The sequence below is a fragment of the Dokdonella sp. genome (assembly GCF_019634775.1).
Lineage (GTDB): Bacteria > Pseudomonadota > Gammaproteobacteria > Xanthomonadales > Rhodanobacteraceae > Dokdonella.
Genome location: NZ_JAHCAS010000002.1, coordinates 181,932 through 207,944, shown reverse-complemented (window position 1 = coordinate 207,944; position 26,013 = coordinate 181,932). Strand labels below are relative to the sequence as shown.

The following is a 26,013-nucleotide window of genomic DNA, read 5'->3' as shown; positions in this document are numbered from 1 at the left end:
GAGCCCTCAATCCCCGGACGCTGCATCCAGTGCCATCACGCGCCGATATTCGCGATCGAACGCGGCGAGTTGGCTTTCGAGTTCGGAGTACGGACCCGGCTGCCAGGTCAGCGAGGCAACGCCGCGCTGGGTGTTCTCGCACAGCGTCCAGTCCTGACGGTTGGTGAGATCCCAGAACGCGATCGCGGGTTGCGGGTCGAAGCCCGGCGTGGCGATCGCGTCGGGATGGAAGTACCACTCGCAAGTCACGCGCGTGCAGTCGATGGCCAGCGCCTCGGCACGATGCAGCAGCACGTAGTCGGGATGGAATGAAATGAACGCGCTCGGGAACACCGTGTAGTAGTACACGCGTCCACGCTCCTCGGAACTGATGCCGGGGAGCGGTGCCGCGCAGCGTTCACCGCCCATCGTCATGCTGCCTTCGGGATTGTTCATCCACATCGGGCCACCGAGCACGGCGCCTTCATCGAGGTCATTTTCGGTGTTGCGGAACGGCGTCAGACGATTGAGCTGCGGATGCACGCCCGGGCAGTGGTAACACTCGCTGAAGTTGTGGAATACGAGCTTCCAGTTCGCCGCGACCAGATAGACCTCGCGGTGCACGGCACGCAGCACGCTGGTGTCGCGGTGGGCGAAACGCCCGGTCAGGTTGGCAAGGACGTGCGCGAACGGTTGCGGTTCGCGGGCGAGGCTGATGAAGACGAAACCGAGCCAGGTTTCGACCACCACCGTATGCAGGGGCCAGTCGGCCGCGTCGAATCCGGCCACGTCCGCCATCGACGGCGCACTGCGCAGGCGGCCGTCGAGGCCGTAGTTCCAGGCGTGATAGGGACAGCGGATCGAACGGCCGAGATTACCTTCACCCGCCGCACAGAGCCGGCTTCCGCGATGCCGACAATGGTTGTGGAAGGCACGGATGGCACCGTCTTCGTCGCGCAGCACGATCACGCTTTCGTGATCGAGATCGAACACGAAGAAGCGGCCCGGCACGTCGAGCTGCGAAACATGGCCGACCAGCAGCCAGCCGGTACGGAAGATGCGCTCGCGCTCCATGTCGAAGATGTCCTTCGAGGTGAAGTAGCCGCGGCCGAGCGTCTTCTGGCCGAACGAGGTGCGCGGCTTCATGGCAGGTCGCGATGGCCGGGCGATGCGGGCGGAGACAGCGATGGCAATGCAGCCGGGCAGCACGGGTCACCCGCCTCGGGCACGGGCGCGGGCGCGGTGTAGTCGAGCTGATACGGTGGCGCGAACCAGAACGGGATGCGCCAGCGCTGCTCGCGTGCACGCTGGTGCCCGCTTGGGCGTACGGCATTCCAGGTGACGACCAGTTCGTGTCGACCCGGCACCAGCCCACCCGTCGTCACATAGCCCTGCAGGCCTCGCAGGCCCAGATCGCGCCGTTCGGCGAAATCGAAACCGCCGACGTCGACCGGCTGGCCATCCAGACTCACCGTCCACAGCGCCGCCACGCAGGCGCGACGCGTAGCGGCATCGGCATCGACGGGGCATCGCTCGGCGAGCACACCGTTGTCGCGCTTCGGCAGGTACGGCAGAAACAGCCGCAGGTACGGATCGGCGACGAGATCCGATGGGATCATGGGCTCTCGCAGCAGCGCGTCGCTGGCCGCGCGCAGGTTCTCGTAGTGAGCCGTGCGCACACCCGAGGCAACGTCGTCATTCGTTGCGTAGTCGTATTTTCCGAGCAGGGTGAACGTGCGGGCCGACGTCAGCTGGATCGTGCCGATGACCGTGGTGAACATGATGATCGTGGCAAATGCGAACGAGAACGCGCGCCTGGGCAGGTTGCTTTCCAGGATGAGCTGGATCGGCAACAGCAGGCGCCGTGGATAGAACAAGCCCTGTACGCGGGTGAGCATGCGCACGGCATCGATCAGGGCAGGCGAAGGCTCACGACCGCGCGAACGCAACCAGCCGGCACGCCGGTCGAGCAGGAACAGCGGCAGCGAAATCAATGCGAACGCAGCGAAGAATCCGACGAAGATCGCGGCCAGCAGCCAATCGGCAACCGTGACGAAGCGGCCGGCGAAATCGGCGAGCACGGTGATGGCCGCCAACGGCAACACCACCCAGACGATGCTCAGGGTGACGAGACTGACCACCGCGAACACCGTCGAGGCGAATCGATCGCTGGCGTCGATCGATTGGCCAAGGTCGGAGAACCGTTCGCGTAGCCATTCACGCAGGAGCGGCCCCTGACTGGTCACGTGTTCCCAGCGCACGCCCTGCGGAAACACCGACTTGAGCCCGATCAGGCCGACCCAGTAGGCGCGTGCAACCAAGTGGATCAGGAAAGCCGCGGCGAGGGTGTAGCAGAGGCCGATGGCCAGCGGAAAGCCGAAACCGATCAGTACAGCACGACCGCCGTCCGTGTGCGCATCCACTTTCACCCATTGGTCGAACAACCAGCCAGGCAGGGCGGTCAGGGCAACCAGGCTGATGCCCGAGATGATGAGCTCGAGTTCGTCGGTGCGCTCGCGCAGACGCTCGAAGGCGATGCGCCCCCCGGTGACCGGCATGTCGTCTGACGCAGCTTGCGCCTCGTCGTTCGGGTTCACCATGCCGGCGTCTTCCTGATTCGGGGATGACAGTTTAGGGACGTCTTCGCCGAACCCACAACGGTGCCGCCCTGGCCCGTGTGGGTGCAAGCCGGGGCGGGGCGACGAAGGCAGGCGAGCCGCCTGGCGCAGCGGCCCGTGTCAACGTCGACACGGGCCGCACGGCATCACAGCGGCGAGCCGCCGAACTTCCAGGTGAACCGCAGGTAGTAGCTGCGGCCGAGGCTGTCGAACCAAGAGGTGTCGTAGTACGGGTAGTTCGACCAGGTCGGATCCTTCGGTGGCATCTTGTCGAACACATTGTTGACGGTCAGTGCCACGCGCATGTGGTCGTTGATGTCGTAGCGACCGCCGGCATTGAAGCGCCAGGTGGCCTTCGTCCACGCATCGTTGTCGTAATTGGCGACGCGACCGAGGTAGTTGCCGAACAGACTGGCTCCCCAGGCACCGCGCTCCCAGTTCACACCGAAGTTGCCCTTGGCCCGCGGCAAGGTGGTGGCGCTGTAGCCGACGCCAAGCATGTTCTCGGTCGGATCGCCGGGATACTGCTGGGTGGTATGGCGGTGCGCCCAGTTGTAGTTGGCGGTGAAGCGGAAACTGCCGATGCTGTCCGTGTCCAGGCGGTAGCTGGCTGTCACGTCGACACCGGAGGTCTGCTCCTTGGCGATGTTGATCGGGCCGAACAGCACGCTGGTGATGTCACCGTTCTGATCGCGGATGACGCGGGCCAGCGCATCGACGCAGGTTGGCGAATTGATGTCGACGGGAGTGCCGGTATCGGTCACGCCGAGCCGACAGTCAGCCTCGGTGATGCGCAGCTGTTCGCGACTCTGCGTCTGCACCTGGTTCATGACGCGAATACGGTAGTAGTCCAGCGACAGATCGAGGTTGTCGATCGGTGACCAGACAAAGCCGACGGTGTGCGACCGGCTGGTCTCCACATCCAGGCCGATGTTGCCGCTGTAGACGTCGAAAGTGCTGACGTCATAGCTACCGTCGTCGTAGCAGTAACCGTCGCTCACGCCCGGCTCGGCGCTGCGGCACTGGAAATAGTCGGTGGCGAAACGTGTGCGGTAATAGTCGTTGCCGGCGAACAGGTAATGCATGTCGGGAGCACGGAACCCCGTGCCGTAGGAGCCCCGGACCAGCAGCGAATCGAGCGGACGCCACTCAAGGCCGCCACTCCAGGTGAATTTGCCTGGATCCTTGTTGCCGTAGCTGTAGCGGTCGTAGCGGCCGGCGAGACTGGCCTGCAGGCTCGACAGCAGCGGCATGCGCAGCTCGCCAGCAACGCTCCAGCGGTCGCGGTCGCCACGACCGTCTCCGTAGCGCGGGCCGTAGTAGGCGTCCTCGGTGAGGGCCAGCGGATCGGGATTGATGCGGTAGGACTGCTCGCCGTACTCGATCGCACCGGCGAAGCCGACGTCGCCCGCCGGCAGTGCGAACAACGACGGGGTATCGACCGTAAAGCTCAGGTTGTCATTGTCGGCTTTCGGGCGGAACGTCGACATGACCCCGATCGTGGCGAACTGGGCTGGCGTGAGCGGAGTGAACAGGCTGGCCGGATCCGGCGCGTAGATCGCGTAACCGTCGTCGTCATAGCCAAGCCGTTCGCCCAGGAACAGGCGATTGGCAGCCTCGGCGCTGATGCGCGGCATCTTCACGACCGCCTTGTACTGGGAATGGTTGTAGGCCGCCTCCCAGCTCCAGGTGTCGCCGAAGATGCCCTTGAGGCCGGTCGTCACACCCAGCGTCTTCTGCTCGGTGCTGTTCATGCGTTTGCGCAACCCTCCGACCTCCTCGGGTGAGAACTGGCGCGACCAGATCTCGTAGTGGCCGGTGTTCGCGTTGTAGAACATCTTGCGGCGGTAGTTGTCGGTCGAGGCCGGGTCATGGAATTCCCAGCCCATGTGGTCACTGGCGACGTCGTTGCCATTGGTGCCGGTCAGCAGGCGGACCTTCTGGTCGCCGACCTGCACGTCCGCGAACCAGGACAGGGTGTCGGAGATCCGGTACTCGAACGAGCCGTAGCCAGTCGCCCCCTTGCGCTCGTTGACGATCGTGCGATACGCGATCGCGCGTTCGCTTCCGCAGTACGGTTCACCGTAGCGGTCTTCTGCAAGCACGGTGGTGCCTTCGTTCAGGCTGGCCATTGCTGCGCAGTCGTCGTCCGGCGCGATGTTGACGTCGTCGTCCCAGTCATAGATCTGGGCGATCAGGCGCGGCAGGCGGCGACGAGAAGTCGGCGCGTCAAGCGTCGAATCCTGGATGCCACGGTCGGTTCCCCACAACGGGCGCTTGTCCAGCAGTTCCAGGCCAACGATGCCGGTGAAGTCACCACGGTCGAACCCGGTGGTGAGGGTCAGGTTCTGAGATTCGCCGCCGCCGCGTTCGGTATCGCCGTAGCGGTAGTCGAGGGTGAGCCCGTCGCTGGATTTTTTCAGGATGAAGTTGATCACGCCGGCCATCGCATCCGAACCGTAGACGGCCGATGCGCTGCCGGTCAGCACTTCGATCCGGTCGATCATGCCGAGCGGAATGTTGCCGATGTCGGTGAAGTTGCTGCGACCGTTGAGCGGCAACGGGAAATCGGCAATGCGCCGACCGTTGATCAGCACGAGGGTATGGTTGGGACCGAGGCCGCGCAGGTCGACCGCCTGCGCGCCGGGCGTGGACTGCGCACTGGTCGTGTTCTGCTGGCCCTGCACGCTGCCGCTGTTCTGGCTGAGCGAGCGCAGCACGTCTGGAACGGAAGTGAGGCCGGCTGCCTGGATCTGCGTGGAAGTGATCACGGTGATCGGCGCCGGACCCTCGACCTGCGCACGCGGGATGCGTGATCCGGTGACGATGATGGTCTCGAGCGACTGACTGCCTTCGGTCGTGGAATCATCTGCCGACTGGGCGAATACGGGGGATACGGCAACCGCCAGCACACCCGACAATGCGCGTCGGATCGACAGTGACATCAGGTTCCTGCACATGGCTACTCTCTGGATGGGGTTCGGTTCGAAGGGTTCTTGCAGCTGGAGCGGTATGAGCGCGCCGTTGCCAGCATATCCTGATCCGACACCCGATGCGCTTCACGCTGCAAGGCGGGATCGGTGGCGTTTGAGCGCAGGGCGGTGACCTGCCAAACTCACCCCCCTCCCGCGCATCGATCCCGTTCCAGAGAATGGTCTTCGCCACTCCGCTCACCCGCGCCTGGCTGCGGATCGTCACCCTCGTCGTCGCCTTTGTACTGGCCGGCCCCGCGGCCGCCCGGGATGCCGCACCGACCGGCAGCCATCTCCATTTCGCAATCGGCGACACCCGCACGGAACGCCCTGCGCGCACTTCGCCAGGACTCATGCTCATGGGTGGCAGCGACTGGGTGAAGCCGGCATTCCAGTGGTTCTCGCGCCAGGCAGGAAACGGCAATATCGTGATACTGCGCGCGTCCGGAAAAGACGATCTGCAGAAGCGCTGGTACGAGGATATCGGTGGCGTCGCCTCGGTGCAGACCATCGTCTTCAACGACCGCACAGCGGCAGCCGACCCGCGGGTGCTCGACGTGGTCGCGAAGGCCGACGGAATCTTTATCGCCGGCGGAGACCAGTCGCGCTACATCCGCTACTGGAAAGGCACGCCACTGAACCGTCTGCTCGACGAGCACGTCAGGAACGGCAAACCGCTCGGCGGCACCAGCGCCGGTCTCGCCATCCTCGGCCATGCCAGCTATGGCGCGCTCGATGGCCGCAGCCTGATATCGCCACACGCACTAGCCGATCCGCTCGGTGCCAGCGTGACCCTCGACAGCGGCTTCCTCGACCTGCCCTTCCTCGACGACGTCGTCACCGACACGCATTTTTTCGAACGAAACCGCTTCGGCCGGCTGATCACCTTTCTCGTCCGTGCCCGCCACGAAGGCCGTATCGCCGATCCGCTCGGCATCGGCGTCGACGAGAACACGATGCTGTGCATCGAAGCCGACGGTCGCGCCCGCGTGTTCAGCGCCGACAACGGCCACGCCTGGTTCATCCGCCTGCCCCGCACGATGCCGCCGCTGCGCACCGGCGTCGCACTCGACCTCGATGGCATACGCATCATCGCTGCCGGCAGCGCAAGCCATATCCACATGCGACCGTTGTCGATCTCCCCGCCCGCACTGGAAACCACCGCCTCGGTCCACGACGGCGTGCTCGAGTTCGATCCAGCCCTGCCGTTTCCCCTGCCAACCCCCACATCGGATCCGCCATGAAGACCCTGCGCCGCCTCGTCCTTCCCGTCACCCTGCTCGCCTGCGCAGGTACCCTTGCTGCCGAAGTGAAACCCGTGCTCGTCATCCACGGAGGCGCCGGCGTGGTGCGCGCGGAAATGACCTCGGAAGTCGAACGCGACGTGAAAGCGGCGCTCACGCGCGCCATCGAAGCTGGTCGCAGTGAACTCGAAGCCGGCAAGCCCGCGCTCGATGCGGTGACGAAAGCAATCGTCGTGCTGGAGGACGACCCAAACTTCAACGCCGCGCGCGGCGCGGTGTTCACCCATGACGGCCGCAACGAACTCGATGCCTCGATCATGGACGGCGCTGCACAACGTGCCGGCGCTGTCGCCGGCGTGACCACGGTACGCAATCCGATCACGCTGGCGCGCGCGATCATGGAACGATCGAAGCACGTGATGATGGTCGGCAGCGGCGCCGAGGCGTTCGCCAAGACCGTTGGCATCACCCTGGTTGATCCCGCGTATTTCCACACCGAGCGCCGCTGGCAGCAGCTGCAGAAGACGCTGGCCGAAGAAAAGGCCGGCGCCGCACTGAGCGACTACGAAACCTCGCGACATTTCGGCACGGTCGGTGCAGTCGCCCTCGACCGCACCGGCAAGCTTGCGGCCGGCACCTCGACCGGCGGCATGAACAACAAGCGCCACGGCCGCGTCGGCGACTCGCCAATCATCGGCGCCGGCACCTGGGCCGACGAGCGCTGCGCGGTGTCGGCGACAGGCTGGGGCGAGTTCTACATCCGTACCGCCGCCGCACATTCGATCTGCACGCGCCATGCGCTGCTGAAGGAACCGATCGCCAAGGCGGCCGTGGAAGTCATCAACAACCAGATCCCGAGGCTCGGCGGCGACGGCGGAGCGATCGCACTGGACCGTGACGGCAACATCGCCATGCCGTTCAACACCGATGGCATGTTCCGCGCATGGCTCGATCGCAATGGCGCAGTCCACGTGGCGATCTACGCCGACGAGAGCGCAGGCACTCCGTAGGAAGCGGCTTCAGCCATGGTGCCTGTCTGTACGAGGCTAACAGGTGTGAAGGTTGTACGGCCGGAGCATCACGGCTGAAGCCGTTTCCTACAGCGGTGCGCGATGGCCGTTTCGGATGGCCGTTTCGGATGGCCGTTTCGGATCGCCGTTTCGGATGGCCGTTTCCTGCAACCGTTTTCCTCGACCGTTTCCTACGGTTGCGCAGCCGCGGCTGCATCGACTCGCTGTCGCCGCACGCGCCCGGACATGCCGTCACGCAGGACATTGCGCAACCAGGTTCGGGCATCGTCCAGCAGCGAGTAGATGACCGGCAGCGCCAACAGGGTAACCAGGGTCGAGAACACGAGACCACCGACGATGGCGCGCGCCATCGGGAAGTACGGCGGACCATCACCGCCGATCTGCACGTTGCCGATGCACAACGGCACCATGCCGAGGATCGCTGTGCCCATCGTCATCAGTACCGGACGCAGCCGGTCACGGCTGCCGTGCACCAGCGCATCGCTGCGCAACCGACCTTCGTGGCGCAACTGGTTGATGTGCACGAGCATGACGATGCCGTTGTTGACGACGATGCCCATGAGGATCAGTACGCCGATCATCGCCATGAACGAGAATGTCGTGCCGGTGATCCAGAACAGCCAGTACACGCCGAATACGGAAAATACGAACGTCATCATGATCGCGGCTGGATAGATCAGCGATTCGAACATTGCGCACATGACGACGTAAACCAGTACCAACGCAACCAGCAGGTTGAATGCCATGCGCTGCCCCGTCTCGTCGGCCTCACGGAAAGTTGTGCCGAACGTCCAGCGATAGCCTGCCGGCAGGCTGACCGTCTGCATGGCAGCCTCGATCCGCTTGCGTGCCTCATCCTGGGTCGTGCCACTGGCGACGTTGACCTGGATTGGCAACGCGGTTTGCCGGTTCTGGCGTTGGATGACCGCGGCGGCATCCTGGGTCTGCACCTCCACCATCGCCAGCAGCGGCACCTGACTGCCGTCCGGCGCGCGTAACCTGTAGTCGGACAACTCGGCAATGCTCTGCGCATCGGCGTCCTGGAATCGCAACCAGGTCGGGATCTGCGTGTCACCGTTGCGGAAATCACGCAGTTGCGTTCCGCGCAGGGCAACCGATACATATCGGGCGACGTCGGCCGCACTGAATCCGTAGGCACGCGCGCGCTCGCGATCGACGCGCACGGCGACCTCGCGTTCCGACGCGTTCTGTGCAAGGCGCACGTCGTGCAGCCCCGGCACGCGCGCGAGCACCGGCAACACGGAAGCGGACAGTTCACGCAGGCGTTCGCTCGAGTCACCGACCAGGGACAGGCGGATCCCGTCATTGCTGCCGCTGTTTCCGCCACCACCGTCGCCATTGCTGAACGCAACCTTGCCGACTGCCAGCTTCGGCAGGCTTGCCCGAATCTCGTCCATGATCTCCGCGGCAGACCTGGTCGCCGTGTCGGCGTCGCTGAGCAGGATCAAAGTCGTCGCGTTGCCGCGCTCGTCGTAGTAGCTGTAGACCGAACTGATTTCCCACTTCTCCTTGTTGTCGAGAAGGAGTCGTTCGACCTGGCCGACTGCACCACGCAACTGCTCGAGACGGTAGTTGCCGTTCAACTCATAGTCGAGACGGAGATCGCGCGTTTCACCTGTCGGGAACATGTCGCTTTTCGTCTGCGTCATCGGCACGACGCTGATCAGCAGCAGGCTGAACACGCCGAACATGGTCAGGCGGCGATGCGCCAGAGACCAGCGCACGAACCGTTCGTAGCGGCACTGCAGGCGCGTGACCAGGGTCTCGCGGCCGATGAACTCCGGCGTGGGGAGCTTCGCCGACAGCATCGGGATCAGGCTTATCGCAATCAGCCACGAGGCAAGGTGCGCGATCGACATCGACACCGCGACTTGGGTCAGATAGATCGCGATCGGGCTGCGCTCACCGAACACGTTGGGCAGGAACACGATGATGCTGGTCAGCGTGCCTGCGGTGATCGCCATGCCAACCACGCGAGTGCCCTCGATAGCGCAGTACCACGGCCGGTCGGGGAACCTCTCCCGGTACTGGTAGATGCTCTCGACTGCGACCACGGCATTGTCGACGAGCATGCCTACCGCAAGCAGCAGGCCCATCATGGAAAGGATGTTGAGGCTGATGCCAAGGAAGTACATGCAGCCGAGCGTCATCACGAAACAGACCGGGATCGCCAGCGAAACCATCATCGTCGAGCGCCAGTCCCGCAGGAAGAAGAACAGCACCAGCACCGACAGCAGCGTGCCTTCGATGCCTGCCTTGCCGAGTTCGCGCAACGAGTCGGTCACGCCCTTGGCCTGGTTCTGCATGAAGAAGAGTTGCAGGCCCTTCATCTCCGGCTCGCGTGATGCCTTCTCGACTTGCTCGAGCACGAGCCGGCCAACCTCGACGAGGTTGGCGCTGCGCTCGCGGCTGATCTCGAGCGCAACCGCCGGGCGAGTATCGAGGCGACGCTCGTAGTCGAGTTCGGCCGGACGCATGGAGACCTCGGCGATGTCGCCGAGACGCAGGCCGCGCCCGTCGAGGACGACATTGCGAATGTCATCCAGCGAACGCCATTCGCCGTGAGGCTGCACTCGATACCGCATCCCGCCGTCGTGGACGAGGCCCGCCGAGGTCGAGAAGTTTGCATCCTTCAATGCACGGGCGAGGTCATCGAGACCGATGTTGTGCGCAGTCAGGCGATCGGACGACAGCTCGATGCGCACCTCCGGCGGGGCGACGCCATGCAGTTGCACGCGGGCGACGCCGGGCACACGTTCGAGCGGACGCTTGAGCTTGCGGTCGAGCATCTCGTAGGCATTGGAGAGATCGCGATCGCTGGAGATGCGCAGTTGCAGTACCGGCTGGTCGCTGGTGGAGAACTTCAGCACGAAGTAGCGCTGCAGATCGTCGGGCAGGTCGGCGCGGATCGCATCGAGCTTGTCGCGCGCCTCGACCGCCTTGGTGGCGACGTTCTGCCCCCACTTGAACTCCATGAAGATCTCGGCGGAATCCGCCCGCGAACGCGAGTTCATGGACTGGATGCCCGGGATGGTCGCCAGCGCCTCCTCGACCGGCCGCGTGATCGTCCGCTCGATTTCCGCGGGCGTCGAACCCGGATAGGGAATCTGCACGAACAGGAACGGCGCCTCGATGTCCGGCATGTATTCCAGGGGCAAGCGAAACGCCGCGATCAGGCCGACCACCGTCATCGACACGTAGAACATGATCGCCGTGACCGGCCGCTTGAGGCTCAACTCGGCCAACGTCATGGCACACCCCTCGTTTTTCTTCCACGCACGGCCGCAGGAGCGCACCCTGTGCGCGATCGATTTCCCATCTCGTGCCGATCGCCCACTGCGTGCACTCCTGCGGAGATCGATGCGCGGGCCATCACACGCCAGCCTCCACCGGCATCCCACCCACCGACCGCGCCCTGCGCTCACCACGGGCCACGTACCAGGCATCGGGCTTGCGGTCGAGCCGTTCGTAGACCACCGGCACGACGACCAGGGTCAACAGGGTCGACACGAGCAGCCCGCCGATCACCGTGATGGCCATCGGCGAACGCACCTCGCTGCCCTCGCCTAGACCGATCGCCAGGGGCAGGAAGCCGAGCAGGGTCGCCAGGGTGGTCATCACGATCGGACGCAGGCGAGATTCCGCGGCGAGCACGATCGCCTCGCGTTTGGCGTGGCCTTCCTCTCTCAACTGGTTGACGCGGTCGATCAGCACGATCGCGTTCTTGACCACGATGCCGGCCAGCATGATCAGGCCGATGAACACGACCACCGATACCGGGGTCCCGGTCAGCTTGAGGGCGAGCACGGCACCGACGAGGGCGAGCGGGATCGAGAACATGATCACGAACGGATGCAGCAGCGACTCGAACTGCGAGGCCATGACGAGGTAGACGAGAAAAATGGCGAGGGCGAAGGCGAACAGCATCGACTTCGCCGAGGCGTCCATTTCCTCGCCCTGGCCGCCGATGTGCACTGCCACGCCGGCACCGGGCGGGTTCTCGCGCAGCAGGCGCTCGACTTCGGCGACTGCGCTGGCAAGGTCGCCATGACGCAGGTTCGCCGAGACCAGGGCCACGCGCTCCTGATCGACGCGATGGATCTCACTGGGGCCCTCGGTGGCTTCGATGTCGGCCACTGCCGACAGGCGCACCGGCCGCTCGGCGCCCGGGTTGACAACCAGGTTGCGGATATCGTCGACGCTGGCACGGTCACTCTCGCGCACACGCGCGAGCACGTCGATCTTGCGGTCGCGGAAGCTGTAGCGCGTTGCCACCTCGCCGCGCACTTTGCCGACCACGGCATCGGCGACCTGGCGCGTGGTCAGGCCAAGTGCGGCGGCACGGTCCTGGTCGAAGCGGATCTGCACCTCGGGATAGCCATCCTCGACGGTCGACTTGATGTCGGCGAAGCGGTCCGAGGTCGCGAGCAGCGCGGTGAGTCGTTTGCCGGCCTGGGTCAGCGCGTCGAGGTCGTAGCCACGCACCTCGATCTCGAGCGGTGTGGCGAAACTGAACAACGACGGCCGCGCGAACTTGACCTCGCTGTCCGGGCGCGTGGCCAGATCGGCGCGCAGCGCATCCATTGCCGCGCGTTCGCCGGCATTGCCGACACCGGGCTTCAGCGCGACCAGCAGGCGCGCGATGTTTTCACCCGATTCGGTCGGGTTCGCATCGAGGCGCGTGCCGGTACCGGAAACGCCATAGATCGAAGCGATGTTGGGGTCGTCCGCGTGGCGGCGTTCGAGGCCGGCAACGAGTGCATCGGTCTCTGCCAGCGGCGTGCCGGGAGGCAGCTTGATCGTGGTCTCGAAGCGACCTTGGGCGAGACTCGGAATGAGGTCCATGCCGAGCGTCGGAACCAGCGCGATGCTGCCCGCGAACGCCACGGCAGCGACGCCGAGCACGAGCCATGGCCGGTCCATCGCCCCCGGCAGCAGGCGATGGTAGACCGCCGCGGTACGTTCATAGGTACCGACGACCAGGCGCGCGACAAGGCGCAGCACGCGACCGATCGTTGCGTCGAAAGCCCTGGCGAACAAACGCACCAACGCGACCAGGCTGCGCGGGAGGATCTGGAACAGTCCCTCGCCGATCGCGGAAAAAAACCGGCGCAGGCCACGCAGCACGGGGTTGCGCGGCAGAGGTCGCGGCAATGCCTCGGGTTCGTCGCGGAAGGCCAGCGGCGAACGCCCCTGCAACGAGGCCATCATCGGGATCAGGGTCATCGCCACGACCAGCGAAATCAGCATGGCAAAGGTGATCGTCAACGACTGGTCGCGGAACAACTGGCCGGCAACACCCTGCACGAACACCAGCGGGAAGAACACGGCGACCGTGGTCAGCGTCGACGCAGTCACTGCCATGCCGACCTCGCTGGCCCCCTTGACCGTGGCGTCGATCACCGAGAAGCCCTTCTCGCGCAGGCGCGCGATGTTTTCCAGCACGACGATCGAATCGTCGACGACCATGCCGGTGGCGAGGGCGAGGCCACCGAGCGACATCACATTGAGACCGAGATCAGCCTGTCCCATGAAAAAGAACGTGGCGATCAGCGACACCGGCAACGACAGCGAGATGATGAAAGTGCTGCGTGCATGACCAAGGAAGAAGAAGATCATCAGCACGGCAAGCGTGCCGCCGAGCAAGGCGTCGTTGCGCACCTCGTCCAGCGAGTGCTGGATGAACACCGACTGGTCATCGATGACGGTCAGCTTGGCGCCAGCCGGCAGGATCGGCTTGAGCCTTTCCAGCGCGGCCCTGACAGCGGCGGCAACCGCGACCGTATTGCCGTCGCCCTCCTTGTAGATCGCCAGCTCGATCGCCTCGGCGGCATCGATTCGCACGATGCCCTCGCGCTCCTTGAAGCCCTGGCGCACTTCGGCGATGTCGCGCAAGCGGATCGGCACGCCGTTGTCGAGCTTGACCAACATGTCGCGCATCTGCTCGAGGTTGGCAAACTGGTTGATCGTGCGCACGAGGTAGCGCTGGCTGCCCTCGTCGATGCGTCCCGCGGAGATGTTGACGTTCTCGTTGCGCAGCCGCCCCACCACATCAGCCACGGTCAGGTTGAGTTGGGCGAGCTTCTGCTGATCGAGGGCAACCTGGATCTCGTCCTCGAGCCCTCCCCCGACCTTGACTGCGGCGACACCGGTGACCGGCTCGAGACGCTTCTTCAGTTCGTCGTCGGCGAAGCGACGCAACTGCTTGAGTTCGGCTTCGTTAAACACACCACCGGCATCGCTGCCGGCAAGGCCGAGGCGGATGATCGGGTCGGTCGACGGATTGAAGCGCAGCAGCACCGGCTTCTTCGCTTCCAGCGGCAGGCTGAGCACGTCCAGCTTGTCACGCGTGTCGAGGCTGGCCATTTCCATGTCCGTGCCCCAGGTGAACTCGAGGATCACGTCGGATTGGCCGGTGCGCGATACCGAGTGGATGCGGCGCACGTTCTTGACCGTGCCGAGTGCTTCCTCTACCGGTTGCGATACCAGATTCTCCATCTCGATCGGCGCCGCGCCCTCGTACTCGGTGCGCACGGTCAGGGTTGGATAGGACAGATCGGGCAGCAGGTTGACCTTCAGTCCGGAAAGGGCGATCAGGCCGAACAGCACCAGGGTCAGCGTGGTCATGCCGATCGTCACGCGTCGGCGTGTGGCGAATTCGACGAGGTTCACTGCACGCCCTCCAGCACCTGCACGTGCGTGCCGTCGCGCACTGCGGCGCGACCGATGGTGATGACGCGATCGCCCTCATCGAGACCTTCGAGGATCTCGACGTGCGCGGCATCGGCATAGCCGACCCTGACCGGGCGTCGCCTTGCGACCCAGGCCGGTTCGGACGGCTTCGGCGGCGCGGAATCCGCTTCGGCCTTGCCCTTGTTCGCCGCGTCAGCCGCTGGCACCTCCTCGTGCACGACCGCGAACACGGCCGTCTCTCCGTCCTCCTCGATCAGTGCCGCGTGCGGGATCGTCAGTACGTCCTGACGCCGACCCCATGCGATGTCGAGGCGGCCGAACATGCCAGACTTCAGGCGCCCGCCCGCATCGCGGAACTCGCAGGTCACGCGGAAGGTGCCATTGCTTGCGTCGATCACCGGGCTGATGCGCTGGATGCGTCCCTCGAAACGAGCGTCGGCAATCGAATCGACACGCATGCCGACCACCTGCCCCACTTGCAGCTTGTGCAGTTCGCGCTCAGGCACGTTGAGCACGGCCAGCAAGGGATCGAAGTTGTCGATACGGAACAGCGCCTGATTGAGCTGGATGTAGTTGCCGACCTTGGCCATGCGCCGCGCGACCACGCCACCGATCGGCGCCCTGATCGTCGTATGGGAAAGTTCGAGGCGGGCCAACTCGTAGGTCGCACGCTGGGTCTCGAGATCGAATCGAATCTTGTCGTTCTGTTCGACACTGAGCAGTTTGCGCGCGAACATCTCGCTGGAACGGCGATAGTCGTTCTCAAGCTTGCGCAGCACCGCCTCGGCCCTGGCGAGGTTGAGGCGCGGGCCTTCGTCGTCGAGTTGCGCCAGCGCCTGGCCGGCAACCACGCTGTCGCCCTCCTCGACCAGCAGCTTGACCAGCACGCCCGGAATTTTCGCCGCGACCTCGGCCTCGCTGTCGGCCTCGAGCGTGGCCACGCCGGTGTAGCTCGCGTCGATCGTGCGCCGCGCGGGCGCGACAGCCTCAACCGGCACCGCATTGTCGGCCTTGGCCGCCGAGTCCTTCCCGGTGTCGCCACCCTTGCAGGCGACCAGTGTCAAGCAGGCCAGGGCCAGCACGAAGACCCCGGCGCCCCTTCCCGCAGCTGCAGAACGCTTGTCCATCCTTCATCCTCTGCGGCGTGTAGTGTTGTACTATACTATGACACCAAAAGACCGCATGGGACGAAAGTCACCCCCGGGGTGCTCCGGCGTTCCCGCGAAGGTGATGCCCTGCAGCACGCATTGGTTGCGCCGAGGCGCTTCGCGCCCTTGGCGTGACCGGCTATACTCCGGCGCTTGCCGCGTTACCCACCGACCCAGCCGGATCCGGAAGCTTCGAGATGACCCGAGCGCTGCTGCTTGCCGTTGCCCTGATGTCCACCCCAGCCCTCGCCGAGGACGCCAAGGGAGACCCTGCCGAAGGCCGCATCAAGGCCTATACCTGCACGGGCTGCCACGGAGTCACCGGCTGGCGGAACGCCTACCCGAACTACAGCGTGCCGCGCATCGCCGGGCAGAACTATGAGTACGTCGTCGCCGCGCTGACCGGTTACCGCAACGGCGAACGCCACCACCCGACCATGCGCGCGCAGGGCGAGAGCCTCAGCGACCAGGACATCCGCGACATCGCGGCCTTCCTTTCCAGCCTCGACACCGCCGCGAAGTGAGCCGAACGATGATCCCGATGATGACTCCACGCCTCGCCACGCTCGTGCTCGCTGTCACCGCCTTCGCCGCGCCGGCATTCGCCGCGAAGGGCGACGTCGAAGCCGGCAAGCAGAAGTCGGTCGCCTGCCAGGCCTGCCACGGCGCCGACGGCAATTCGATCGACCCGATGTATCCCAAGCTCGCCGGCCAGTACGCCGACTACCTTGCCCATTCGTTGCATGGGTACCGCGACGGCACGCGCAACAACGCGATCATGGCCGGCTTCGCTGCCACCCTTTCCGACCAGGACATTGCCGACCTCGCCGCCTACTACTCGGCCCTGCCGAGCAGCATCGACGACCTCAGCAGGCACCTCAAGGCGAAATAACGCGAGGTCGCTGCAGGTGTCCCTTCAGGGGCGATGCCCTTTCGTCCCGGTGTCGTAGAGCATCGCCCGTGAACGGGCTCCCACAGCGGCTCCAACGGGAGCTCCTGCGGCAACTCAACGCGCGTAGTACGGCTTCGACCCGCTGCTGTGGTCGGTGACGTCGCGCACGCCGGTGACGCCGGGGACTCGTTCACGCAGGGTGCGTTCGATGCCGTTGCGCAGGGTCACGTCGACCATGCCGCAGCCGTGGCAGCCGCCGCCAAACTGCAACACGACGATGCCCTCGGCCTCGATGCCGCGCAGACTCACGCGGCCGCCGTGTGAAGCCAGTTGCGGATTGACCTCGGCGTCGATCACGTACTGCACGCGCTCGAACAGGCTGGCGTCGTCAGCCGGCGGCACGCCGCGCAGGCGCGGCGCCTTGATCGAGAGCTGGCCGCCGGTGGCGTCCTTCGTGTAGTCGATCGACGCACCGTCGAGGAAGGGCACGCTGGCCGACTCGACGAACAGCAGGAAACCGCCGCAGTCGACTTCCCATTCGTCGCCGCGCAGGTCTGACGGCTCGCAGAACTCGAGTTCGCAATCGCCCTTCGGCGTGCCGGCCGCAACCGCACGCAGGCGGATGCCGAGACCCGGCATGTCCTGCTGCGTGATCAGGTGCAGGAAATGCGCGCGCGCGTTGTCGCTCAGGTCGATCATGGCCATGCTTCCTCGGAAATCCCGTGCATTCTAGTCCTTGATGTGCGGGGTGACATCCGCGTCAAATAGCCCACCCTGCCCTGGCCGGAGGCCCGTATGACGCCCGAAACGCTCGCCCAATCACACTGCGTGCCGCGCAGCGGGCGTGAACACGCGCTCGACCGCGCCGACATCGAACGCCTGCTCGGCGCGCTGCCAGGCTGGAACGTCGCCGACGACGGCCAGCACATCGAGAAACAATTCACCTTCGATGACTTCCACCGCACCATGGCCTTCGTCAACGCGGTGGCGTGGATCGCCCATCGCGAGGACCACCATCCCGATTTCGAGGTCGGCTATGCGCGCTGCGTGCTGCGCTATTCGACGCATGACGTCGGCGGACTTTCGCTCAACGACTTCATCTGTGCGGCCCATGTGGAACGCCTGCTGACTTGAATCCGCCCGCGACACTCCGCGCACTGCACGTGCCGGCCCTGGCCGCCGGCCTGCTCGGCTTGCTCGCCATCATCGGCGGGTCCTTCGCACTGGACCGCATTGCACGCGCGCAGATGCGTGCCCACCAGATCGACACCGCCACGCGCATCCTGGCTGCACTGCTGCATGGCGACACGCCGATGCGCTGGTCGCTCAATGCCGCCAACGACATCATCACCGGGGCCGCAATCGGCGCAGCGGCCAGCACAGTTGAGCGCGACGGCCTGCATGTGCGCGCGGACGATGACGGCTTCGAAGTCGGCCTTGTGCTGCACGCACCGCTCGATCTCGCCCGCTACGCCGTTCTAGAACTCGACGTCGATGCCGAAGCTGCTGGCAAGTTCGCGGTGCGTACGCAGCACACGCGCGACGGGCCGTCCTGCATCAGTGCGCCGATGCCCGTCGTGCGGGGTGTCCAAGTGCTGCGCCTGGACCTGTCCACGCTGAACTGGCAATGCGACGACGACAGCACGACCCCGCCCGTGCGGACGATACTTCTGCGCCTGCGCCTCGACCCGTTGGCCGGAACCAGCGTGCGTCTCGCGAACGTGCGCCTGCGGCCGGCGAGCAAAGTCGATCCGGCTGCGCTCGACGTACTGCGCCTCGACATGCCGATCGATGCCTTCGCGCTGGCCGTGTCCGAGCACCAGCAGGCATCACGCTGGCGAGTGATCGAACTCGACATGCAGGAACGTGTTGAACCAACCCTGCTCGCGATGGACCGGATCCGCACAGTCGCGCCGGCTGCGATCATCGTTCCGCAAGGCCAGTACATGCGTGTGCTCGCCGACGCCCGCGCCATGCCTCCTGCTGCGGCGAAGTCCACGCATCGCAGCACGGTCCTCGCATGGATCGCGGTGGCCGTGCTCGCCGCCACACTCGCCTGGGTACGCCTGCGCCCCTGGCCCTCGCCAGGTCGACAGGCCGCCGCCGAACTCGCAGGCACGCTCGGCGTGCCGCTGGCCCTGCTCGCCATCGGTGCGATCGGCGACGATCTCGGTGCACCGACCCTGGTCGCGCTCGGTCTCTGCGTGACCTTCGCCGCGAGCCTGCTCAAGGGCGATGCGCCGCGCCAGCCAGCCACACGAACCTGGCTACGCGGTGCTGCGATTGCCTTCGCCAGCGTCGCCGTCGCGATCGCGATCGTTGTCGTGCTGCGTGATCCCGCGCAGACCTGGGAATGGCCTCCACCGCAACGCATCCTGCGCTACCTCGGCTGGGCCGCACTGCAGCAGTTCCTCGTCACCGTGATCGTCGCCGAACGCATCGCCCGCCTGACCGGCTCGACGCGCGCGGCCATCGTGCTCGCTGCATTCGCCTTTGCCCTGCTGCACGCGCCGAACGCGATGCTGATGCAGTTCACCTTCATCGGCGCGCTGCTGTGGACCTGGAACTGGCAGCGGCACCGCGCCCTGCTCGCCAACACGCTGGCGCATGCCGTCAGCGGCCTCGTGCTGGCAACCGGCCTGCCGCCGGAATGGCTGCGCTCGGCCGAGATCGGTGCGCGGTATTTCCTGTTCGGGAACTACTGACCGGTTTCCTTGCCGCGTTGCACGCCAGACCTTCCAGAGGCATCACGGCTGAAGCCGTTTCCTACGCAAGCAACTCCGCTGGAGACGTCTTGCCGGGCCATGCAACAGAAGCAGCCTCGTAGGAAACGGCGTGCCGGGCCATGCAACAGGAGCAGCCTCGTAGGAAACGGCTTGCCGGGCCATGCAACAGGAGCAGCCTCACAGGAAACGGCTTGCCGGGCCATGCAACAGGAGCAGCCTCACAGGAAACGGCTTGCCGGGCCATGCAACAAGTGCAGCCTCGCAGGAAACGGCGTGCCGGGCCATGCAACAGAAGCAGCCTCGTAGGAAACGGCTTCAGCCGTGATGCTTTCTCTTCTGGAGCGCATCGAGCACGCCACGCAGGTCGGCCGGCAACGGCGCACTGAAGCTGTAATCGCGCTCACCGAGGCTGAACTCGAAACGCGCCGCGTGCAGGAACAAGCGTCTCAGGCCGGCTTCGCGCATCAGCTTGTTGAAAGCCTTGTCGCCGTACTTGTCATCGCCGGCGAGCGGATGCCCGATGTGCGCACCATGGACTCGGATCTGGTGCGTGCGGCCGGTGTCGATGGCAACCTCGACGAAACTCGCGCCGGGGTGGCGTTCGAGCTCGATGAAGTGCGACACCGAGTCCTTGCCCTCTGGGTCGACACGGACCATGCGCTCCCCCCCCTGCAGGATCGACTTGCGCAGCGGCGCATCGACGGTCAGGCGGGCCCGGGCCAGGTGGCCACGCACCAGGGCCAGGTAGCGCTTGGTCGCCCGACCCTCGCGGATCGCCGCCTGCAGGCCGGTCAGGGCGGGCCGGCGCCGGGCCAGCACGAGTACCCCGCTGGTGTCGCGATCGAGGCGATGAACGAGTTCGAGCGTGTCGCGCGGACGCGCAGCACGCAGCAGCTCGATCGCACCGAAATTGACCCCGCTGCCACCATGGCTGGCCACGCCGCTCGGCTTGTCGAGGACGAGGAAGTCGCGGTCCTCATGGACGATGGCACGCTCGATGCGGGCAAGCTGGTCCCCGGCCGGAGCGGCGCCGGACTCGCGCTCGGCCACCCGCACCGGCGGGATGCGCACCTCGTCGCCATCTTCCAGACGCGTCTCGGGCTTGGCCCGGCGCCCGTTCACGCGCACCTGGCCGGTGCGCAGGATGCGGTAGATCAGGCTGCGCGGTACGCCCTTGAGCCGTCCGCTGAGAAAGTTGTCGATGCGCTGGCCACCGCGTCCCGGCTCGACCGTGACGACTTGGACCGAGACCGAGACCGGCTCGCGGAATTTCGCCGAAGTCTGTGTCTTCATTGAAAAAAAGTCCCCGGCTGCTACACTCCGCGGGCGTTTCGCGCCGCCTGCGGAAGCCCGCCCATCGCGGGACTTCTTCCGGCATCCATGGCGCATTCGGCCCCTGCGCCCGTCCGGGCCCCTGCCGCCGGTTCCCCTGTGAGGGCGTCGTGCAGGTCCCGACGCGGACATCGTAGCGGTTCGATTGGGAGATTGCTTGCCGCCTTTGCGGTGGCGAAGGGTCACTCGAGACGTACGCACCACATGAGCGCCGGCGCCCGGAAAGCGTCGGCTGACAATGACTACAGGCGCTCCCGCGGCCGTCAATCCGGTCCAACGGATCGCGCGACGCGACCCTTCCCGGGGCGCGGCCACGCGCGGCAGCGGTTGGAGCGCCTCCAATGGAAAACCACAATGAAGCGCATGTTGATCAACGCAACTCAGCGTGAGGAGTTGCGCGTGGCCATCGTCGATGGCCAGACCCTGTTCGACCTCGACATCGAGATCCCCTCCCGCGAGCAGAAGAAGTCGAACATCTATGCCGGCCGCATCACCCGCGTCGAGCCGTCGCTGGAGGCCTGCTTCGTCGAGTACGGTGGCGAACGCCACGGCTTCCTGCCGCTCAAGGAAATCTCCAGGCAGTACTTCACTCCAGGCGTCGACGCCAACAAGGCCGGCATCCGTGATCTGGTCAAAGAGGGCCAGGCCGTCGTCGTCCAGGTCGACAAGGAGGAACGCGGCAACAAGGGTGCCGCGCTGACCACCTTCATCAGCCTGGCCGGCCGCTACCTCGTGCTGATGCCGAACAACCCTCGTGCCGGCGGCGTCTCGCGCCGCATCGAGGGCGAGGACCGGCAGAGTCTCAAGGACGCGATGGACGAGCTGAAGATCCCCGACGACATGGGGCTCATCATCCGTACCGCCGGCATGGGCCGCGACGCCGAAGAGCTGCAGTGGGACCTCGACTATCTGCTGCAACTGTGGAAGGCGATCGCCGAAGCCGCCACCTCGCGACCGGCGCCGTTCCTGATCTATCAGGAATCCAAGCTCATCATCCGTGCCCTGCGCGATTACCTGCGCAATGACATCGGAGAGATCCTGATCGACCAGGAAGAGCTCTACAACGACGCGCGCGAGTTCATGCAGCAGGTCATGCCGAACAACCTGCGCAAGCTCAAGCTGTACAAGGACACGGTGCCGCTGTTCTCGCGCTACCAGATCGAGACGCAGATCGAGAACGCCTTCGAGCGCACCGTGCGCCTTCCCTCCGGCGGCTCGATCGTCATCGACCAGACCGAGGCGCTGACCGCGATCGACATCAACTCGTCGAAGGCGACCAAGGGCAGCGACATCGAGGAAACCGCGTTCAATACCAACCTCGAGGCGGCTGCCGAGATCGCCCGCCAGCTGCGCATCCGCGACGCCGGCGGCCTCATCGTCATCGACTTCATCGACATGGACAGCCCACGCCACCAGCGCGAGGTCGAGGAGAGGCTCAAGGAATCGATGAAGGCCGACCGCGCTCGCGTGCAGGTCGGACGCATCTCACGCTTCGGCCTGCTCGAGCTTTCGCGTCAGCGCCTGCGTCCCTCGCTCGGCGAGGCGACCCAGATCGTCTGCCCGCGCTGCGATGGCCACGGCCGCATCCGCAGCGTCGAGTCGCTGTCGCTGTCGGCGCTGCGCCTGGTCGAGGAGCACGCGATGAAGGACAGCACCGGCCAGGTGCTCGTGCAGGCGCCACCCGAGGTCGCCAACTTCCTCGTCAACGAGAAGCGTGCCCAGCTCAGCGAAATCGAAAAGCGCCAGGAAGTACAGGTCATCGTCGTTGCCGACGACAAGCTCGAGACGCCGCACCTCCACATCGAGCGCATCCGATCGTCGGATCTGGGCGACGACACCAAGCCGAGCTACAAGCGCGTCACCCCGGTACAGGCCACGCCGCTGCCGCAGCTCGCCAAGCCCGGCGACGAACCCGAGCAACCCGCGGTCAGCCGCGTCGTGCCGGCCGCACCGGCACCGGTCAAATCGGAACCCGAGGCGGTCGCGCCGGCACCGGCCGCCGCCAAACCGCGCAGCGGCTTCTTCGCCTGGCTCGGCGGCCTGTTCGGAGGCGGCGACGAGGCACAACCAGCACGCGCTGCGTCAACTCCGGCACAGAAGCCGGCCGCGCGCCCGCAGAGTCAGAACAACAACCGCCGCGACGGCAATCGTCAGGGTCAGGGCCAGCGCGCCAGCCAAGGTGGCAATGCACGCTCGTCGCGCGGCGACAATGCGCGCCGCGACGGTGGCCGCAACGAGGAGCGCAAGCCCAACGGACAGCCGGCACGCACACCACGCCAGGATGCGCAGTCCCCGCGCGATGAGCGCAAGCCAGCCGCCAGCGCGACACCCAAGCCCGCCGCTGCTCCGGCACGTCAGCCTGCGCCTGCAACCGCCCGCCCCGTCGGTCCGACGCCGATCAGTGAGGATGCCCGCCAGCCCGGCCCCACTGCCGCAACGCCGCTGACCGAGGCCGATCGGACACCTGCAGAGAGTGACGCCGCCAACGCAGCCACGCCGGCCAAGCGTCGCCGTGGCCGCCGCGGTGGCCGCCGTCGCCGCAAGGCCGAGGGTCTCGACGCCGCTTCCGCCGCGAACGTGGCAACGGGCACCAGCGGCGATGATTTCGACGACGAGGACGATGCCGAGCCAATGGAGCTGCCGACACGCAGCGTCGCGCCGAAACCGACCGAATCCGCAGCAAACGCGCCCGGCACCGGCGACCGGCCGATGGCACCCACGGCCGCATCGAGCGTCGGCAATGCCGCCCCGATGAAGCCGGGCACACCGCCTGTTTCGCCGCTGATGAGCCAAACCGCAGCACCGCGTCGCGACGCACCGGTCGACGATCTGTTCTCGGTGCCGTCACGCCCGGCGACGCAATCCGAACTGCCGGTCACGCGACCGTCGCCCGTGCTCAGGCTCGACGAAACGGGTGCGCCGATGCTGCCCGTTACGGCAGCAACACCCACGCCGACGTCCACGACTCCGGCATCCACACCTGCTCCAGCTCCGAGCTCGGCGTCGGCACCGACTTCGACCTCGCCTGCGACTGCGACGCCGACGCCGGCTTCGACGCCTGCACCGACGACCACCTCGGCCGCTCCGGCTGCCACACCGGTAACGCCGGTTGTGCGTCCCACTCAGACCGTGATGCCCGCTTCGACCGCAACGCCGACTTCGACGCCGACACCGGCGCCGTCATCGACGTCCGCACCGATGGCCACACCGGCCGCTCCGGCTGCCACACCGGTAACGCCGGTTGTGCGTCCCACTCAGACCGTGATGCCGGCTTCGACCGCAACGCCGACTTCGACGCCGACACCGGCGCCGTCATCGACGTCCGCACCGATGGCCACACCGGCCGCTCCGGCTGCCACGCCGGTAACGCCGGTTGTACGTCCCGCACAGACCGTGACGCCGGCTTCGACCGCAACGCCAACTTCGACGCCGACACCGGCGCCGTCATCGACGTCCAAACCGATGGCTACACCGGCCGCTCCGGCTGCCACGCCGGTAACGCCGGTTGTGCGTCCCACTCAGACCGCGACGCCGGCTTCGACCGTGACGCCGAATTCGACGCCGACACCGGGTCCGACATCGCCGTTCGCACCGACCACCACACCGGCAAGTCCGGCGGCAAGGCCCGCGCAAGCGGCAACACCATCACCAATTGCCGGCACGCCGGCCCAACCGCACCCGGTCCACAAGCCCGCGGCAACGCCGGAAGAGGATGGTGCTGCAAGCGACGAGACGCCGAAGAACGGCTGATCGATTCGCAAGGGATGCTCCGATCAATCCCATGGAGTCCCCTCAAGCGACCGCGCAACCCGCGTGCCAATGCAGGCGGGCTGCGTCTCAAGCGGAAGTCGGCGCGTCGATCAACCCATACAGATGGGCGAGATGGGCCAGTGTCACCGCATTGTCGATGCCAAGTTTCTCGAATACGCGGTACTTGTACGTCGCCACCGTTTTTGCGCTGAGGTTCAGGCGTTCGGCGATGCGCTGCATCGCCTCGCCGCGTGCAAGTGCCAGCGAAACCTCGAGCTCGCGCGATGACAGCGCCTCGAACGGCGACTTCTGCGCAGCCCCGAGCGCCGACAATGCCATCGCCTCGGCGATCTCCGGCGCAAGATAGCGCCGGCCATCTGCCACCTGACGCACCGCGCGTATCAGTTCGTTTGCCGCGCAGCCCTTGGTGACATATCCGCTCGCACCGGCTTCGAGCAAGCGCTTCGGGAACGGCGCCTCGCCGACCATCGACACGATGATGATGCGCGTCGGCAGTTTGAGTCGGCGTGCGCGCTCGGTGACCTCGATGCCGCTGACACCCGGCATGTGGACATCGACCAAGGCAACCTGCGGCGCCAGACTGCGCAGCAGCGCGAGCCCGCTCTCGCCATCCCCGGCCTCCCCGACCACCTGGATGTCGGCATGCTGGCCGAGGATCAGGCGGAACCCCGTACGGACCAGTTCATGGTCGTCGATGATTGCAACGCTGAGCATCATCCGCTTCCTGCGCCCCCATCGAGGCCGCAGTGTGTCGCCGCATGCGGCCTGGATGCAAGGGGGACGCCCATCCACGCCGGAACCCGCCGCACCTGCGGCACGCATGGCGATTCAGGCATGCTCGGGCACATGTTGTCCGACTCATCCTCCGACGCCTTCGGCGGCATGCATCGGTCGTGGGGCAAACCCCATCATTGCCGGCGATACGTCTCCACTTGGCGGATCAGATAAGGCGTGGCCGATAAACGGCCTCTGACGGATGAACTTGCCGTCTTCCAGGATATCCAGAATGAACGTGGCCACTTCTGCGCGGGTGACGGATCGAAGTTGCAACCCCAATGGAATCTCCGTGAAGACCTGCATCGGTCCTGTGGTCGATCGCACCGAAAACGGGGCTGGCCGGACGATCGTCCAGTCGAGGTTCGTCCGCGCGAGAATCGTTTCCTGACGATCCTTGTCGACATAGCGATTGCGAGTGAACAGCGGATAGGTGACGTGGTTGTAGAACCATCCTCCGTGACCCTTGGTGTCGCCGGCTCCGATTCCGGTAATGACCACCAGGCGATTCGTTCCGGTCGCTTCCATTGCGGCGATGAGCGCTTTTGTCGAGTCTGAAAAAAGCGTCGTCTGACCGATGGTGCCGATACCGATGCAAAAAACGGCGGCATCGTGTCCGCCGAGATGCTGTCGCAGGAACGTTTCGTCCGTGGGTGATCCGACAACGACGCGGATCGATTTCGTCGACGACAACTTGCTCGCATCGCGGGTTTGCGCCGTCACGCGATGACCACGCGCCGTCGCTTGCTCGAGCAGACTGGACCCGACGCCGCCGGATGCCCCGAGAACGAATAGTCGCAGAGCATCCTGAA

General features: G+C 65.7%; 17 protein-coding genes. 7 read left to right on the top strand and 10 right to left on the bottom strand.

Annotated elements, in window-relative coordinates; translation table 11 throughout:
- Window positions 1-6: 6 nt before the first annotated feature.
- The 3 genes from KF907_RS11830 to KF907_RS11820 form a co-directional block, all read right to left on the bottom strand.
- Window positions 7-1,125 carry an aromatic ring-hydroxylating oxygenase subunit alpha gene (locus tag KF907_RS11830; RefSeq protein ID WP_291220614.1) on the bottom strand — a complete coding sequence of 373 codons (1,119 nt, stop codon included), beginning with the start codon at window positions 1,123-1,125 and terminating at the stop codon, window positions 7-9.
- The gene (locus KF907_RS11825; RefSeq protein WP_291220613.1) at window positions 1,122-2,579 is read right to left on the bottom strand and encodes a hypothetical protein; all 1,458 of its coding nucleotides are present in this window, start codon (window positions 2,577-2,579) and stop codon (window positions 1,122-1,124) included. Before KF907_RS11825 ends, KF907_RS11830 begins: the two co-directional genes overlap by 4 nt.
- Window positions 2,580-2,743: 164 nt before the next feature.
- Complete coding sequence (locus KF907_RS11820; RefSeq protein WP_343214759.1) at window positions 2,744-5,542, bottom strand: TonB-dependent receptor; 2,799 nt, start codon at window positions 5,540-5,542, stop codon at window positions 2,744-2,746.
- A 206-nt stretch (window positions 5,543-5,748) separates the two neighbouring features.
- Here KF907_RS11820 and KF907_RS11815 point away from each other — a divergent pair, with 206 nt between their 5' ends.
- A complete protein-coding gene (locus tag KF907_RS11815) occupies window positions 5,749-6,813 on the top strand; it encodes a cyanophycinase (protein WP_291220609.1) in 1,065 nt (354 codons plus the stop codon).
- Window positions 6,810-7,823, top strand: a complete 1,014-nt coding sequence (locus tag KF907_RS11810; RefSeq protein WP_291220607.1) for an isoaspartyl peptidase/L-asparaginase family protein — start codon at window positions 6,810-6,812, stop codon at window positions 7,821-7,823. Before KF907_RS11815 ends, KF907_RS11810 begins: the two co-directional genes overlap by 4 nt.
- Window positions 7,824-8,014: 191 nt before the next feature.
- Here KF907_RS11810 and KF907_RS11805 read toward each other — a convergent pair whose 3' ends face one another.
- From KF907_RS11805 to KF907_RS11795, 3 genes are all read right to left on the bottom strand, one after another.
- On the bottom strand, window positions 8,015-11,116 hold the full coding sequence (locus KF907_RS11805) for an efflux RND transporter permease subunit (protein ID WP_291220605.1): 3,102 nt from the start codon (window positions 11,114-11,116) through the stop codon (window positions 8,015-8,017).
- 121 nt (window positions 11,117-11,237) lie between these two features.
- A complete protein-coding gene (locus KF907_RS11800) occupies window positions 11,238-14,537 on the bottom strand; it encodes an efflux RND transporter permease subunit (protein ID WP_472843869.1) in 3,300 nt (1,099 codons plus the stop codon).
- Window positions 14,534-15,685, bottom strand: a complete 1,152-nt coding sequence (locus KF907_RS11795) for an efflux RND transporter periplasmic adaptor subunit (RefSeq protein ID WP_291220603.1) — start codon at window positions 15,683-15,685, stop codon at window positions 14,534-14,536. The genes KF907_RS11800 and KF907_RS11795 overlap by 4 nt, the downstream gene beginning before the upstream one ends.
- A gap of 251 nt (window positions 15,686-15,936) precedes the next feature.
- On the opposite strand from KF907_RS11795, the gene KF907_RS11790 reads away from it, so the two are divergent.
- Together KF907_RS11790 and KF907_RS11785 are read left to right on the top strand one after the other, a co-directional pair.
- Window positions 15,937-16,230 carry a c-type cytochrome gene (locus KF907_RS11790; RefSeq protein ID WP_291221225.1) on the top strand — a complete coding sequence of 98 codons (294 nt, stop codon included), beginning with the start codon at window positions 15,937-15,939 and terminating at the stop codon, window positions 16,228-16,230.
- Window positions 16,231-16,247: 17 nt separating this feature from the next.
- Entirely contained in the window at window positions 16,248-16,598 is a 351-nt protein-coding gene (locus tag KF907_RS11785) for a c-type cytochrome (RefSeq protein ID WP_291220601.1), read from the top strand.
- A 114-nt stretch (window positions 16,599-16,712) separates the two neighbouring features.
- Here KF907_RS11785 and KF907_RS11780 read toward each other — a convergent pair whose 3' ends face one another.
- Window positions 16,713-17,297, bottom strand: a complete 585-nt coding sequence (locus KF907_RS11780; protein WP_291220599.1) for an NfuA family Fe-S biogenesis protein — start codon at window positions 17,295-17,297, stop codon at window positions 16,713-16,715.
- 96 nt (window positions 17,298-17,393) lie between these two features.
- On the opposite strand from KF907_RS11780, the gene KF907_RS11775 reads away from it, so the two are divergent.
- On the top strand, window positions 17,394-17,732 hold the full coding sequence (locus KF907_RS11775; protein WP_291220597.1) for a 4a-hydroxytetrahydrobiopterin dehydratase: 339 nt from the start codon (window positions 17,394-17,396) through the stop codon (window positions 17,730-17,732).
- Window positions 17,729-19,303 carry a CPBP family glutamic-type intramembrane protease gene (locus KF907_RS11770; protein WP_291220595.1) on the top strand — a complete coding sequence of 525 codons (1,575 nt, stop codon included), beginning with the start codon at window positions 17,729-17,731 and terminating at the stop codon, window positions 19,301-19,303. The genes KF907_RS11775 and KF907_RS11770 overlap by 4 nt, the downstream gene beginning before the upstream one ends.
- 336 nt (window positions 19,304-19,639) lie before the next feature.
- Here KF907_RS11770 and KF907_RS11765 read toward each other — a convergent pair whose 3' ends face one another.
- Complete coding sequence (locus tag KF907_RS11765; protein ID WP_291220594.1) at window positions 19,640-20,617, bottom strand: RluA family pseudouridine synthase; 978 nt, start codon at window positions 20,615-20,617, stop codon at window positions 19,640-19,642.
- Between the two features lie 393 nt (window positions 20,618-21,010).
- On the opposite strand from KF907_RS11765, the gene KF907_RS11760 reads away from it, so the two are divergent.
- Window positions 21,011-24,406: a ribonuclease E/G gene (locus KF907_RS11760; protein WP_291220592.1), complete on the top strand. Its 3,396-nt coding sequence runs from the start codon at window positions 21,011-21,013 to the stop codon at window positions 24,404-24,406.
- A gap of 87 nt (window positions 24,407-24,493) precedes the next feature.
- Here KF907_RS11760 and KF907_RS11755 read toward each other — a convergent pair whose 3' ends face one another.
- Both KF907_RS11755 and KF907_RS11750 read right to left on the bottom strand, forming a co-directional pair.
- The gene (locus KF907_RS11755; protein ID WP_291220590.1) at window positions 24,494-25,144 is read right to left on the bottom strand and encodes a response regulator; all 651 of its coding nucleotides are present in this window, start codon (window positions 25,142-25,144) and stop codon (window positions 24,494-24,496) included.
- Between the two features lie 141 nt (window positions 25,145-25,285).
- The gene (locus KF907_RS11750; RefSeq protein ID WP_291221223.1) at window positions 25,286-26,002 is read right to left on the bottom strand and encodes an NAD(P)-dependent oxidoreductase; all 717 of its coding nucleotides are present in this window, start codon (window positions 26,000-26,002) and stop codon (window positions 25,286-25,288) included.
- Window positions 26,003-26,013: the final 11 nt, after the last annotated feature.

Bases quoted from the DNA above. Each gene is read 5' to 3' on its own strand.
- KF907_RS11830 (WP_291220614.1), bottom strand. From the start codon at position 1,125: ATGAAGCCGCGCACCTCGTTCGGCCAGAAGACGCTCGGCCGCGGCTAC.
- KF907_RS11825 (WP_291220613.1), bottom strand. From the start codon at position 2,579: ATGGTGAACCCGAACGACGAGGCGCAAGCTGCGTCAGACGACATGCCG.
- KF907_RS11820 (WP_343214759.1), bottom strand. From the start codon at position 5,542: ATGTCACTGTCGATCCGACGCGCATTGTCGGGTGTGCTGGCGGTTGCC.
- KF907_RS11815 (WP_291220609.1), top strand. From the start codon at position 5,749: ATGGTCTTCGCCACTCCGCTCACCCGCGCCTGGCTGCGGATCGTCACC.
- KF907_RS11810 (WP_291220607.1), top strand. From the start codon at position 6,810: ATGAAGACCCTGCGCCGCCTCGTCCTTCCCGTCACCCTGCTCGCCTGC.
- KF907_RS11805 (WP_291220605.1), bottom strand. From the start codon at position 11,116: ATGACGTTGGCCGAGTTGAGCCTCAAGCGGCCGGTCACGGCGATCATG.
- KF907_RS11795 (WP_291220603.1), bottom strand. From the start codon at position 15,685: ATGGACAAGCGTTCTGCAGCTGCGGGAAGGGGCGCCGGGGTCTTCGTG.
- KF907_RS11790 (WP_291221225.1), top strand. From the start codon at position 15,937: ATGTCCACCCCAGCCCTCGCCGAGGACGCCAAGGGAGACCCTGCCGAA.
- KF907_RS11785 (WP_291220601.1), top strand. From the start codon at position 16,248: ATGATGACTCCACGCCTCGCCACGCTCGTGCTCGCTGTCACCGCCTTC.
- KF907_RS11780 (WP_291220599.1), bottom strand. From the start codon at position 17,297: ATGATCGACCTGAGCGACAACGCGCGCGCGCATTTCCTGCACCTGATC.
- KF907_RS11775 (WP_291220597.1), top strand. From the start codon at position 17,394: ATGACGCCCGAAACGCTCGCCCAATCACACTGCGTGCCGCGCAGCGGG.
- KF907_RS11765 (WP_291220594.1), bottom strand. From the start codon at position 20,617: ATGAAGACACAGACTTCGGCGAAATTCCGCGAGCCGGTCTCGGTCTCG.
- KF907_RS11760 (WP_291220592.1), top strand. From the start codon at position 21,011: ATGAAGCGCATGTTGATCAACGCAACTCAGCGTGAGGAGTTGCGCGTG.
- KF907_RS11755 (WP_291220590.1), bottom strand. From the start codon at position 25,144: ATGATGCTCAGCGTTGCAATCATCGACGACCATGAACTGGTCCGTACG.